Origin of the sequence: Sphingobacterium kyonggiense (genome assembly GCF_039536825.1) — a bacterium.
Classification (GTDB): Bacteria; Bacteroidota; Bacteroidia; order Sphingobacteriales; family Sphingobacteriaceae; genus Sphingobacterium; species Sphingobacterium kyonggiense.
In genome coordinates, this window is sequence record NZ_BAAAZI010000015.1 from 24,241 (window position 1) to 38,676 (window position 14,436).

A 14,436-nucleotide genomic window follows, 5' to 3' on the forward strand; every position below is an offset into this window, starting at 1 on the left:
AGTATGAAAACAATCATTGCAGAAAAACCAAGCGTAGCAAGGGAAATAGCAGGACTTGTGGGAGCATCTGATAAAAAGGATGGCTACCTTACAGGCAATGGCTATTTTGTTACGTGGGCATTCGGTCATTTAATAGGATTGGGAATGCCCGAAGATTACGGGATTTCGGGATTTGACAAAGCAGCTTTGCCAATACTCCCCAATCCTTTTTTGCTGACCGTCCGGAAAGTGAAAAAAGACAAAGGTTATACCGCCGATACAGGTGCATTAAAGCAATTGAAAGTCATTGAACAGCTTTTTAGCCGTAGCAACAGCATTATTGTTGCTACCGATGCAGGACGTGAGGGCGAACTCATTTTCAGGTACATTTATGAATACCTGAAATGTAACAAGCCCTTTGAACGCCTTTGGATAAGCTCGCTTACCGAAAAAGCCATTAAACAAGGCTTTGATAACCTTAAAGACGGGGCAGCATTTGACAGACTTTACCAGGCGGCACAAGGCAGAAGCCGTGCCGATTGGCTCGTGGGCATCAATGCTACACAGGCATTGAGCATAGCCGCAGGAAATGGTATCTATTCACTCGGAAGAGTGCAAACGCCTACATTGGTTTTGATATGCAAACGCTATCTGGAAAACAAAAATTTCTCGGTAAAGAGATATTGGCAGATACAGTTATCGCACAACAAAGAGCTGATAGATTTTAAAAGCATTTCCAAAACCAAATGGGAAGACCAAAAACTTGCCGATGATACGCTGAAAGCCATTCGGCGAAGCGAAATGGCAACGGTTACATCGGTAGAAACCAAAAGTGTAACGGAGCAACCTCCTTTATTGTTCGACCTAACCGGACTGCAAAAGGAAGCTAACAAAAAACTGAACCTTTCTGCCGAAGAAACGCTCAATATTGCCCAAAGCCTCTACGAAAAAAAGTTTATCACATATCCACGTACCGGGAGCAAGTACATACCAGAAGATGTGTGGGCAGAAATTCCCAATCTCGTAAGAGCTTTGCAGGACAGAGAAACTTGCAAGCAAGCAGTGTCAAAAATAAAATGGGGACGTTTCAATAAACGCATCGTGAACGATTTGCGTGTTACCGACCACCACGGATTATTGATTACGGATAAAATCCCGTCTGCCCTGAACGCAAAGGAAAGCTCCGTTTATGATATGATTGCCTTTCGGTTGCTCGAAGCCCTTTCACAAGCCTGCATCAAAGAGATAACCGATGTGGGTTTACAGGCGTTGCATTATGATTTTACGGCAAAGGGTTGTAAGGTTATAGAAGCGGGCTGGCGTTCCATCAAAGGCAGTTTCTCCGATGATGATACCGAGCCTGTACAGGATTTGCCCGAACTGAAAAAAGGCGATGAACTTAAAAAAAAAGAAGCCTCCGTTTTGGAAAAAAAAACCAAACCGCCTGTATTATATACCGAAGCAGGGCTTTTGTCGGCTATGGAAAGTGCAGGAAAGGAAATCGAAAATGAAGACGAACGGAAAGCCCTGCAAAATATCGGTATTGGCACTCCGGCTACAAGAGCCGCAATAATTGAAACCCTGTTTACCCGTAACTATGTACAACGTGAAAAGAAATCCTTAATCCCTACCGAAAAAGGATTGCAGGTGTACGAATTGGTCAAAGACCGTAAAATTGCGGATGTGGCAATGACCGCCGAATGGGAATTGGCTTTGCAAAAAATCGAAAACAACGAAGCCGATGCAGGGGCATTTCAAAAAGAAATGGAAACTTACGCCTCATCTATTACCAATGAACTGTTGCAAACTTCGATTGCTCAAAATAACCTGCCAAAATTGGTTTGCCCGAAATGTAAAAGCCAGCAACTCACTATCCGTGATAAAATAGTGAAGTGTCCTGATGAGGCTTGTAATTGGGTACAGTTCCGTAATGTATGTGGCGTACAAATCGGCATAGCCGATATTGAAAGCCTTATCAATAAAAAGAAAACTTCACTCATCAAAGGAATGAAAAGCAAGGCAGGTAAGAAATTCGATGCTTATATCGTGTTGAATGAGGATTGCAAAACCTCTTTTGAGTTTACCAAAAATAAAAGCTACAAAAAGTAATGGAAAATAAGCCTATTAGCATAATGGAAATCAAAAACCTGATTTATTCCATACGTGGAAAGCAAGTGATGTTGGATAGCGACCTCGCTTCCTTATACCAAGTGGAAACAAAAAACCTCAACAAAGCCGTAAAAAGAAATATTGAAAGGTTTCCTGCTTCTTTCTGCTTTCAACTGACCGAAGAGGACGTTGAAAACTTGAGGTTCCAAATTGGAACCTCAAGTTTGAGCTACGGCGGAAGACGTTATCTGCCCTATGTTTTTACCGAACAAGGGGTCGCAATGGCTTCTGCCATACTCCGTTCAGATATAGCGGTTAAAGTCAGTGTTGAAATTATGGAAGCCTTTGTAGAAATGCGGAGAATGCTTACCAGCAATGCCTCTCTTTTTCATCGTTTAGATAACATTGAACTGAAACAATTAGAAGCCGACCAAAAATTTGAAGAGATTTTTAAGGCTTTGGAAAGCGATAAGCTCCACAGTGAAAAAGGAATTTTCTACAATGGGCAGGTTTTTGATGCCTATGTCTTTGTATCAGACATTGTTCGTAATGCCAAAAACTCCATTATCCTGCTGGATAATTATGTGGATGACACAGTATTGACCTTATTGGGCAAACGCAATGATGATGTTACTGCCACAATCTATACCAAAAGCATTAACAATCAACTACGTTTGGATGTACAACGGTACAACAGCCAATATCCTCTGATTGAAATTGAGATTTTTTCCGATGCCCACGACCGATTTTTGATTATTGACGGTACGGAGCTTTACCACATCGGGGCATCACTAAAAGACCTGGGCAAAAAATGGTTTGCCTTTTCGAGAATGGATATTGAGGTGGGCAGAATGCTCAAAATCTTAAACCAACAATAAACCCTCTAATTCAGAGGGTTTTCTTTAGTTTTTTGATGCTTCAAAATGCTCTTGTACGTTCTTAAATTAACTTCAATAATATTTTTTCTTTAGCCATAAACTTGCCCTTACCAATAATATGAGTACCGGAACTTCTACCAGTGGGCCGATAACGCCCACAAATGCCTGTGGCGAATGAATACCGAAAACCGCTATTGCTACGGCTATTGCCAATTCAAAATTGTTTCCTGTGGCTGTAAATGCGATGGATGCGTTTTTATCGTAAGGAACTTTAAGGGATTTATTGATAAAGAAGCTCACGAAAAACATCAGTACAAAATAGATTACTAACGGTATTGCCACTTTTACTACATCCATTGGCAATTCCAATATTTTATCGCCTTTCAGACTGAACATTAATACGATTGTAAACAGTAAAGCATATAATGTAATGGGCGATATTCGGGGTACAAATTTCCTGTTATACCATTCTGTACCTTTTGATTTGATAAGGAAGTAACGACTTAAAAAACCTGCTAAAAATGGAATGCCTAAGTATATCAATACGCTTTCGGTTACGTCTTTCATTGATACGCTTACATTGAAGTTGGCTAATCCTAATTTTGAAGGTAATACGTTGATGAACAGCCAAACTAAGAAGCTATAAGAAAGTATCTGGAAGATACTGTTTAATGCAACTAACATAGCTGTATATTCTCTGTTTGCTTTAGCTAAGTCACTCCAAACGATTACCATTGCGATGCACCTTGCCAAACCTATCAATATCAAGCCTGTCATATAATCGGGTTCGTTCCGTAAAAACAAAACTGCTAAACCGAACATCAGTACCGTGCCGATAACCCAATTCAGCAATAAGGATATACCGATTACTTTTTTATCCTTAAATGCCATAGGTAACAATGAATAATCAACCTTTGCCAATGGCGGGTACATCATCAATATTAAACCTATTGCCAACGGAATGTTTGTAGTGCCTACGGATAGGGCATTTGTAATTTTTGAAATACCGGGAAAGATATATCCCAATCCTATACCTACTGCCATTGCAAGGAATATCCATAAGGTAAGGTATCTGTCTAAGAATTTTAGTTTTGGTTGCATTGCGTGGCTAATTTGTAAGTTCTTTATATTGGTTTGATGTCAATAATTTTTCTAATTCTGCAATATCTTTTATTTCAATTTTTATCAGCCAACCATTTCCAAAAGGTTCTGAATTGATTAGTGTTGGTTCTTTTAATAAGCGTTGGTTCGTTTCAATGATTTTACCCGATACAGGCATAAATAAATCACTGACCGTTTTAACCGCTTCAACAGAGCCGAATACTTCATCCTGCTGAAAACTATATCCAACATTGGGTAAATCTGCATATACGATTTCGCCCAATTCGCTTTGTGCAAATTCTGTAATGCCTATTGTACCTGTGTTGTCGTGTACGCTTATCCACGTATGTTCTTTTGAATACTTTCTATCGGTTGGAAATTCCATTTTTATAAATTTTTAGATTAGTAACCTCTCCTTAAATTTTCTGCGTATTCGTTTGGTAAAATGCTTTCCTCTACTGCTTTTGCTGCTCTTTCAATATCATAATCAAAGCGTATAAATTCCACACTGATACTGTCTTTATCCAATACAGAACTTTGCTCGTTGATAGTAAGTATTACATAACCGCCTCTTACATCGCTGTCTTTCGGCTTTCCTACCGAACCTATATTGATGGCGTGTCTGAAATGGTCTTGTCCGTCAATTCCCGAATTTAAAATACGGTGGTATGGCTTATGCGTATGCCCGAAACACATAATGTCTGCGTCTGCCTGTTCCATAATTCTAAGCATACTTTTTTCTTCCCTGTCTTCAAATAAGTATTCGTTTATCTTTCTTGGGCTACCGTGTACCAATAGTAAATTGAGCTTGTCCTCGTTCAACTGAAATTCTACTTTGATATGTGCCGGAAGTGTACGCAAATAGGCTCTTTCTTCATCTTTCATAATAGAGTTGGTAAAGGAAATAGATACGCTGCCATTGCCTTTTTCACTATCGGTTTTATAAGCACATCCGCAATCATTGCTCATACGCCCGATGCCAAAATCATAATTCCCTGCAATGGTTGGTATTTTCCTTTTACGGATTTCGTTCACTACTTCATTTGCCCAAATGTTATAGCCTACCAAATCGCCTAAGCAATAAATACTGTCGGGATTTCTTTTTTCTACATCTTCAAAAAATGCTTCTAATGCAGGTAGATTGGCGTGAATGTCACTGAATAATGCGATTTTCATTTTTATTTATTTTTATGATTATACTATTAACAACATCCTGAATTTGGTGTGCAACAAGTGGTACTGTTTAGCTCTGATAGTTTTACCTTTTGTTTCTCTGTTGGAATACCGCAAGCATCCTGAGCAAGACAAGCGGTTTGTTTATTCTTCAATACAAAATATTTTCCGTTAAAGTCTAAATCGTATTTACCAATCGTTTCGCTTTGGTATTCTACTTCTATTTCAGCATCTTCAATACCCAATTTTTCTTCAGACAGTTTGATGATATTCAATAGTTTTCCTGGTTTCAATCTATGTTCATAATCGTTGGCATTCCATAGCTGAAAGTTTACTACTTTTTCATTGCGGATTACACCGCCGCAATCAATAAAATTTTTATTGATTTGTCCCACTTCGGTAACGTGGAAATGTTCGGGAACAGGCGTTCCGTTCTCTAACTGAAATTCAACATTCTCTAATGTTGGTAACATTTCTTTGATTTTTGATAGTTTCATATTAACTGAATTTTAAGTAGCACAATAAATGTTATATTGCAATATAACGATGTTAAATATTAAAAAAATGCTATGGGCAGCACTTGGTTACTTTTACCTCCTGATTGAAAAACGCATTAAATTCCTCTTGAATTTCATTCCATACTTTTTCATCAATACAATAGCAAACAGATTTTCCCTCAATCGTTCCCTGAACGATACCGATGTTTTTTAATTCCTTTAGATGTTGTGAAATGGTTGCCTGTGCCAACCCTAATTCCTCAACCAAATCGTTACAGATGCAGGCATCTTGATTGATGATATATTGAAGTATAGCAATCCTTGCAGGATGCGCCAAAACCTTAAATCGAGAAGCCAGCTTATTCTGTTGGTCTGTAAATATTTCTGATTTGGTAAGTCCCATAGTTTACACTTTTACATCGCAATATTACGATAATAAGTTTAAACACAAAAGTAGTTTATGAAAAAATATTCAAATCTTAATTCTTTTCAAGTTTCTATTTCAATTTACTAAGTGGTAAAACCCTACCTCTCAAAGCCAAACCCTGCCACTTCTGCAAAGGGGCTCATCTACTGCTATAATTTTAGGCTTCAAGTAAAATTCTAAGCAAAATTATAGTATGGATACACAGCAAAAAGACCTATCGTATTTCAGGTTACGATTACAAGAATTATTAAATACCAGCTTTCCCGAAAAAGCAAATGACCAAAAATTTATTGAGCAACGTTCTTCGTGGGGCGCCAATGCTTACGAGGGGGCTTTTAGTTCGGGAAACGCTATTGAGCAATGCAACGAAATAGCCAATTACATACTTTTTGAGGGCTTGCACTTCTCCAAATTCGACACCGTTTTTCAGGTGGTATGCAATGAGTTTGATACCATAATGGCAGATGAGGAACTGCGACCGTTCGCCCTGAAAATGTTCGCGGTTTGTGAGCCTGTTTTCTCCGGCTACCAGCTAACCGATGATTTCGCTTATAACACAGAGTACGACCTGCTCTATACCGAAATAACCGGAACCATCGCAATATGGATAGAGGAAAATGGGCTTCAGTAAAAAGCAACATCTCCAACAGAACATTGATGCCCTGCGAATTGCTTTTAAACTGGAAAAGGAGAAACGACAAGCCACCGTAGGCGAAAGACTGCTAATGATGCAATACAGCGGATTTGGCGGTCTTAAATTCGTGTTGAACCCCATAGCGAACGAAATAGACATCAATAATTGGAGAAAAACAGAACACGACCTTTTCCCGATTACGCAGGAACTCCACCAACTACTCAAAGAAAATTCAGAAGACGAAAAGCAATACCGCAGGTATGTGGACAGTATGAAAAGCTCCGTACTGACGGCTTTTTATACACCGCCACAGGTCATAGATGCGATTTCCGCAACTTTGCGTGAAAGCGGTCTGAACATTGATAAATTCCTCGAACCCTCCGCAGGTATCGGGTCTTTCATACAATCCTTTTCAGAAAATAAAAAAGCCAGTGTTACTGCTTATGAAAAGGATTTGCTCACAGGCAAGATTTTAAAACAGCTTTATCCCGAAAGGATAATCCGTATAAGCGGTTTTGAGGAAATCCCCGAAAAGGGACAAAACAGCTTTGATGTAATCGCCAGTAATATTCCATTTGGCGATACTTCCGTTTTCGACCTTTCCTATTCCCGAAGCAGGGACAGTGCAAAAGTACAGGCAGCCCGAAGCATACACAATTACTTCTTTCTGAAAGGTGGTGATATGCTCCGTGAGGGCGGTTTGCTGGCTTACATTACTTCACAGGGCATTCTGAATAGTCCGAAGAACGAGCCGATACGCAGGGCGTTGATGCAGGATAATAATTTGGTTTCGGCTGTCCGCTTACCCAACAACCTGTTTACGGAATATGCAGGTACGGAAGTCGGCAGTGATTTGATTATCCTGCAAAAGAATACGGGAAAACAAAACTTGACCGAAGCCGAAGAACTGTTTTGCCAAAGCAGGCAAACGGAATACAACACTCCGGGCAATGCGCTCTTTCAGGACAGCACAAGGATTGTGCATACCGACCGCAAATTAGATACCGACCCTTACGGACAACCTGCACTCATCTATACTCATAAAGACGGTGTTAACGGAATTGCCCAAGACCTCAAACAAATGCTTACGGATGATTTTGGTAAGCACCTGAATTTGAATTTATACAAAGGCGAACGGAACGATGAGCCTGCATTACAAATTCCTGTTACACCAACACCAACGGTTACACCTCCGGTTATCGAACCTGTAACCATTCAGCCGGAAATACAATCTTTATCTGTTCCTATAATCAATCGGGAAAGTCCGCAGGAATTAAAGCAACTAAGCATTTTCGACTTGTTTGAAAATGTGGACGAGCCTGTAATGGTTGCTGCTCCATCCAAAAAAACGACACAAGTTAAAAGGCAAAGCACCAACAAAAGAAGAGGTGCAATAGGTCGCCAACCTGACCTGTTCAGCAGTGCGATGCAGCAACCTTATACGCCTCCGATTACCAATAGAACTGCCAACGGAAGCCCATCTACCAATGGCAAAAAACAGGAAGCTATCGGCGACCTGTTTTCACAAATAAACGGGAATGGCCAAGCTGATAAGCCAGCCGTTCCCAATACCATTCCCGAACCTGCTCCTTATAGTGGCGAACTGCAATCGTACCACCGTAACGATTGTCTTGTTGTGGATAATGGTTGGGTCGGTCATCTGCAAGATGTAGATACATCAGACGGTACGGCAGTTTTCCACCCTTTGCAGTTACCGACCTTACAGAAAGCAAGAGCCGAAGCGTACATTGCTGTACGTGATGTTTACCAAGACCTTTACAATAAAGAGGCAAAGTTTCAGACCGAATACAAGGAAGAAAGGGAAACCCTTAACCGCCTTTACGATGCCTTTGTCAAAAGGTACGGAAACCTTAACAGTGCCGATAATATCAAGCTCATCAAAGCGGATAGTTCCGGCAAGGAAATCCCTTATTTGGAGCGTGTTGTTGGTGGCGTGGTACACAAAGCGGATATATTCAGCCGTCCGGTAAGTTTTTCAACGCTAACCATAGCAACCGACAATCCCGATGAAGCGTTGGCTGCTTCGCTGAACAAATACGGAAGCGTGGATTTGGACTATATGTCCGAAATCAGCGGTATTACCGATGATGCTTTGAAAGAAGCCTTACACGGTCGCATTTACTACAATCCTTTGCAAAAGGAATATGAAATATCCGAACGCTGGATTGCAGGAAACGTAGTAGAGAAAGCCCAAGAGGTACTGAACTACATTGAAAACAATCCCAATGATACTGAAGCCAAAACAAGCCTTACCGTTTTGGAAGAAGCCCGACCAAGACGAATTGAGTTTGAGGAACTCGATTTTAATTTGGGCGAACGCTGGATACCCACTGGCATTTATGCCCGCTTTGCTTCACATCTTTTTGATACGGACGTACTCGTTCATTACTCTGAAAGCTCCGATGACTTTTCAGTAAAGTGCGACCGTAAGAATTTGCATATATGGGAAAAATACGCTGTCAAAGCTGAAAGCAGAACGTTTGACGGGATTGCCCTGCTCAAACACGCATTGGTTAATACCACGCCGGATATTACCAAAAAAGTAATGGTTGGCGACCAAGAGGTCAAGGTGCGGGATATGGAAGCCATACAAATGGCGAATACCAAGATTGACGAAATCCGTACCGCCTTTACCGAATGGCTCCACGCCCAAAATGATGAGTTTAAAAGCAGGCTGACCGACCAATACAACGATACTTTTAACTGCTTCGTCCGACCGAACTATGACGGAACGCATCAGGACTTTCCGGGCTTAGACCGTAAGGCATTGGGCATTGAAGACCTGTATTCAAGCCAAAAGGACACGGTTTGGATGATAAAGCTGAACAACGGTGCTATCTGCGACCACGAAGTAGGTGCAGGAAAAACGTTGGTTATGTGTACGGCAGCACAGGAAATGAAGCGTTTGGGACTGGCACACAAACCGATGATTATCGGTCTGAAAAGCAACGTTCACGAAATTGCCGAAGCCTACCGCACCGCTTACCCACACGCTAAAATCCTGTTTCCGGGCAAAGAAGATTTTACGCCCCAAAAACGCCTGCGGATATTCGGCGATATTAAAAACAACGATTGGGATTGTGTAATCCTCACACACGACCAATTTGGTATGATACCGCAGTCGCCCGAAATTCAAAAGAAAATACTCGAAATCGAATTGGACAGCGTAGAGCGTAACCTCGATGCCCTGCAATCGCAAGGCAAGGAAGTTACAAGGGGAATGCTTGCCGGAGTAATCAAGCGGAAAGAGAACCTCGAAGTGAAGCTCAAAACCCTGCAACACGATATTGAAAACCGCAAAGATGATGTGGTTGACTTTAAGATGATGGGCATAGACCATTTGTTTGTGGACGAAAGTCACCAGTTCAAAAATCTAATGTTCAACACAAGACATACACGGGTTGCGGGATTGGGCAATGTGGACGGTAGCCAAAAGGCATTGAACCTGCTCTTTGCTATCCGTACCATTCAGGAACGCATCAATGCGGATATGGGAGCAACTTTCCTTTCGGGAACGACCATAAGCAATTCACTTACGGAACTGTACCTACTTTTTAAGTACCTGCGACCAAGAGCATTGGAAAAACAAGGCATTCACTCTTTTGATGCGTGGGCTGCTATTTATGCAAGAAAAACAACGGATTATGAGTTTTCTGTGGCGAATAACATCGTGGCAAAAGAACGTTTTCGTTACTTTATCAAAGTACCCGAACTGGCACAATTCTATTCTGAAATTACAGATTACCGAACAGCAAAGGATATCGGCATTGACCGCCCCAATAAGAACGAGGTATTGTATAACATACCGCCTACTCCAGACCAGGAAGATTTTATCAAAAAGCTAATGGAGTTTGCCAAAACAGGAAATGCTACCTTATTAGGAAGAGAACCTTTATCACAAAGCGAAGAAAAAGCAAAGATGCTTATCGCAACGGACTACGCCCGTAAAATGTCTTTGGATATGCGGATGGTAAGCGGTGCGTATGATGACCACCCCGATAATAAGGCTTCGCATTGTGCGGCAAACATTGCCAAGTATTACAACCAATACAACGCACAGAAAGGAACGCAGTTCATTTTCTCCGATTTGGGAACATACAAGCCGGGCGAATGGAATGTGTACTCCGAAATCAAACGCAAGCTCGTGGAAGACCACGGCATACCTGCACACGAAGTCCGGTTTATACAAGAGGCTAAAAATGATAAGCAACGCAAGGAACTTATCAAAGGAATGAACGAGGGCAAAATCCGTGTACTGTTCGGTTCTACAAGTATGTTGGGTACAGGTGTGAATGCACAGAAAAGAGCGGTTGCCATTCATCATTTGGACACGCCTTGGCGACCGTCTGATCTTGCTCAACGGGATGGTCGGGCAATAAGAAAGGGAAATGAAATAGCCAAATTCTTTGCTGATAACAAAGTAGATGTAGTCATTTATGCTGTTGAAAAATCGTTGGATAGTTACAAATTCAATTTACTTTACAATAAACAGCTTTTCATCGACCAACTAAAGAATAACAATTTGGGTAAAAGAACAATTGATGAAGGCAGCATGGACGAAAAATCGGGCATGAACTTTTCAGAATATGTGGCGATCCTTTCGGGTAATACCGATCTGTTGGACAAAGCCAAATTGGAAAAACAGATTGCCGGACTGGAAAGCGAAAAGCAGGCGTTCAACCGTTCTAAATACAGTGCGAAATATAAATTGGAAGACTATACGGCAGAATTGGACAAAGCCAAATCTCGTTTTGACCGCATGAGCTTAGATTGGAATAATCTGCAAAGGCGTGTTCAAAAATGTCTAGACGGTTCTATTGCCAATCCTATTCAATTAGAGGGCTTATCGGCTAATGCAGATGTAAAACAAATCGGTGCTAAGCTCAATCAGCTAGCAGAAAAAGTCCGTACAGGTGGCGATTATGAAGAAATCGGCAGTTTGTATGGTTTTCAGCTCTTGGTAAAAACCGAAATTTCTCAAAAAGAAGGCATTGATATTCGGGTAAACCGCTTTTTTGTACAGGGCGAGGGAAACATTAAATACACGCACAACAACGGTGCAATGGCTAAAGACCCCGAAACAGCAGCAATCAATTTTTTAAGAGCTTTGGAAAAATTACCTTCTTATATCAAGAAAGAAAAGGAAAATATAGACGAGTTTCAAAAAGATCTGCCTGTTCTTCAGCAGGTGGTTAATGGCACATGGTCTAAGGAAAATAGATTAAGTGAACTTAAAACAGAACTCGCTGCTGTCGAAAGAAAAATACAATTGTCCATTGAGCCTGTTAATCAGATTGAAGAACCTGCTGAACAAGTCGAAAAAAAGGAAAATCAGAAGATTTCAGAAAGTATTATCAGAACGAAAAGTGTTCATTTACCAAGAGGTATATTGTGAATGTAAATGGATTAATAAAGAAAACGGGAATCTGTAAGTTTCCGTTTTCTTTTTAATTTCTAATCTTCTTCCTGTTCGTCCATCCGTTTTATTAATGCATCACGCAAGTTGTCAAGGAATTTTGTTCTATTTATCTTTCGGGCTTTCAATTCCATAAATGTATGGTAGAAGTCGCCCAAATCAACATTGAAAATACTTTCAAATGTTTTAGCTATTATTTTAATATCAGTATGATCAAATGCACCTTGAGCATGTAAGGCATATATCAATTCAGTTAATGCCGTTTTACTTCCTCGCCAATTTAAGTTAGGTAACTCTATTGATTTACTTTTATGTACCGGTCTGTGAAGTTGGTCTTCAAGATATACTTGTATCAGATCATTGGCTATAATTTTAGCTGCTTTGTAATCGTGAGATGTAGAAAATCTATGATCGGTTTCAAAATAGATTGTATCCAAACTTAGTTTTAGATCGTGTTTACCACGAACAAATAATTTATCGTCAATAAAAGAATTATTGGTTCTATAGTATTTATAAAATTCAAGGTTATTTTCAAAATACTTTTTAAGTTTTTTTAATTCTTCATTCAAATATTTTTTTAATGCCTTTGTGTCATTAGGTTTTTTCATTTCTATCTTGTAGATAGCATTATGAAAGATAAGTTTTGCAACAATAGCTGGTTTTTGATATTTGAAAAAATGAATTTCGTCGTTAATATTCTTAAATCCATTTTTTAATACAAACTCTTTAATTTTAGATAGAGCATTTACGATAAGTTTTATTACCTCTTCAATACGTTGGATAGGACAATTAGCTTCAATTTCAAGATCCCTAATTTCGTCTTCTAGCTTGTTTAGTGTTTCTTCGTAAAATTTATTCATTAAACTATATTAAGATATTAATATTTTTCTTATATACTTTATAAATGATTTGTTTTAACAATCGTGTGCTTCATTTCTCATCTTATTTAATTTTCTGACAATCAAATAACTGAATTTCAACTAAAATATAACTGTATTAACATTTTATTCATTATGATAAGATTGAATGTAAAAAACGTCGCCTATTCAGTTATTAAGAACTATTTCTAATCACATGCTTCTCTTCAAACATTGTTTCGAAGGAAAGAGCTATAAGGAATTATTAAAAAAAAATAACTCGAATAAGATAAAGCCTTGCGAAAGTGGTGTTTCGAAAGGCTCAATTATTTGTAATAGTTATTTCGGATATATAGCCTATTGTTCTATCAATGTTTCATTTTCATTCCACCAACTTTACCTGTTTTGCTCAGCGCAATTTTTAAAGACTTTATAAGTTCCTCCGCATTTCCAATTGCCCAATAGTGTAAGAAAAATACGTGTGGCTTTTCCTGCACCATGTGATTATGAACAGCAACCACTTCAATTCCATTTTCAATAAGCGCCTTAATCACTGGAGCTACTTCATCCTCTAGCATAGCAAAATCTCCTGCGATTGCAGCCTTTTCCTCTGTTCCTTGAATGGCAATCCAGGTATTATAACCAAAGAAAGTTGAGATTGGTATTCCATGCTCTGTAATGGGCGCATCTGGGCGACCAATGGTATATTTGTAAACGCCATTATTCATCTCTCCTGTGATACCCAAGATAGCGTCCAATTTTTTTGTGTCAATCGTGTTTTCAACCTTTCTCCCTGCAAAAGTACCTTTCAATGGATCTGCACCTCGCATTTCTTTAACTTTATTCAATACTGCTTTTGCCTTCATTGCCATCTGTTCAGCGGGACCACTTCCTCCGATATGCATATACATGACGTTCGGATGATTTCTAACGAAATGGTTATGTATCGCCGTAATGGTAAGTCCCTGCTTTATAACCTCGAACTGTACTTGTTTCAGATCAGTTTCTGTAATTACGATATCACCCATGATCATTGCACCATCGGTACTTGGCGTAAATGCTATCCACGTACCCAAACCCATTGGCGGTATGATTTTAAATCCGTCAACCTCTATATCCAAATCATTCTGAGGCACCGTTATTTTAAACTCTCCATTGTTTTCGACGCCTTTCATTTCCAAAATAGCCTCTATTTTTGCTATATCTAATTTTTTTACTGAGGCGTTATGCATCATTTTAACTTGCCCCTTCTTCTGTGCATAAATAGAATTGCTACAAGCAAGCGTAATAATTGTTGAAAATGCGACCAACTTAATAATACTAATTGTCTTTTTCATAACTTTA

At 39.6% G+C, this 14,436-nt stretch carries 11 protein-coding genes; 4 read left to right on the forward strand and 7 right to left on the reverse strand.

The features are described from left to right. The first annotated feature begins 3 nt into the window (after positions 1–3). Positions 4–2,088 carry a type IA DNA topoisomerase gene (locus ABD676_RS16730; protein ID WP_344675872.1) on the forward strand — a complete coding sequence of 695 codons (2,085 nt, stop codon included), beginning with the start codon at positions 4–6 and terminating at the stop codon, positions 2,086–2,088. Beyond that, on the forward strand, positions 2,088–2,966 hold the full coding sequence (locus ABD676_RS16735; RefSeq protein ID WP_182981962.1) for an ORF6N domain-containing protein: 879 nt from the start codon (positions 2,088–2,090) through the stop codon (positions 2,964–2,966). Before ABD676_RS16730 ends, ABD676_RS16735 begins: the two co-directional genes overlap by 1 nt. Positions 2,967–3,038: 72 nt before the next feature. Here ABD676_RS16735 and arsB read toward each other — a convergent pair whose 3' ends face one another. From arsB to ABD676_RS16760, 5 genes are all read right to left on the reverse strand, one after another. Further along, complete coding sequence (gene arsB, locus ABD676_RS16740) at positions 3,039–4,067, reverse strand: ACR3 family arsenite efflux transporter (protein WP_182981963.1); 1,029 nt, start codon at positions 4,065–4,067, stop codon at positions 3,039–3,041. 7 nt (positions 4,068–4,074) lie between these two features. Next, positions 4,075–4,452, reverse strand: a complete 378-nt coding sequence (gene gcvH, locus ABD676_RS16745) for a glycine cleavage system protein GcvH (RefSeq protein WP_078798968.1) — start codon at positions 4,450–4,452, stop codon at positions 4,075–4,077. A gap of 17 nt (positions 4,453–4,469) precedes the next feature. Beyond that, positions 4,470–5,243 (reverse strand): metallophosphoesterase family protein, encoded by a 774-nt coding sequence (locus tag ABD676_RS16750; RefSeq protein WP_078798969.1) that lies wholly within the window; start codon positions 5,241–5,243, stop codon positions 4,470–4,472. A 26-nt stretch (positions 5,244–5,269) separates the two neighbouring features. After that, positions 5,270–5,737: a DUF6428 family protein gene (locus tag ABD676_RS16755; RefSeq protein WP_182981964.1), complete on the reverse strand. Its 468-nt coding sequence runs from the start codon at positions 5,735–5,737 to the stop codon at positions 5,270–5,272. Positions 5,738–5,807: 70 nt separating this feature from the next. Further along, positions 5,808–6,140 carry an ArsR/SmtB family transcription factor gene (locus tag ABD676_RS16760; RefSeq protein WP_078798971.1) on the reverse strand — a complete coding sequence of 111 codons (333 nt, stop codon included), beginning with the start codon at positions 6,138–6,140 and terminating at the stop codon, positions 5,808–5,810. 217 nt (positions 6,141–6,357) lie between these two features. Between ABD676_RS16760 and ABD676_RS16765 the strand changes: the two genes are divergently transcribed. Together ABD676_RS16765 and ABD676_RS16770 are read left to right on the forward strand one after the other, a co-directional pair. Then, positions 6,358–6,795, forward strand: a complete 438-nt coding sequence (locus ABD676_RS16765) for a DUF1896 domain-containing protein (RefSeq protein ID WP_160813493.1) — start codon at positions 6,358–6,360, stop codon at positions 6,793–6,795. Next, entirely contained in the window at positions 6,782–12,214 is a 5,433-nt protein-coding gene (locus ABD676_RS16770) for an N-6 DNA methylase (RefSeq protein WP_344675873.1), read from the forward strand. Before ABD676_RS16765 ends, ABD676_RS16770 begins: the two co-directional genes overlap by 14 nt. Before the next feature lie 59 nt (positions 12,215–12,273). Here the strand turns inward: ABD676_RS16770 and ABD676_RS16775 are convergent, their stop codons facing one another. Together ABD676_RS16775 and ABD676_RS16780 are read right to left on the reverse strand one after the other, a co-directional pair. Beyond that, the gene (locus ABD676_RS16775; RefSeq protein ID WP_048499052.1) at positions 12,274–13,095 is read right to left on the reverse strand and encodes an RteC domain-containing protein; all 822 of its coding nucleotides are present in this window, start codon (positions 13,093–13,095) and stop codon (positions 12,274–12,276) included. A gap of 365 nt (positions 13,096–13,460) precedes the next feature. Further along, the gene (locus tag ABD676_RS16780) at positions 13,461–14,429 is read right to left on the reverse strand and encodes a DUF1259 domain-containing protein (protein ID WP_053215438.1); all 969 of its coding nucleotides are present in this window, start codon (positions 14,427–14,429) and stop codon (positions 13,461–13,463) included. Between the last annotated feature and the right edge of the window lie 7 nt (positions 14,430–14,436).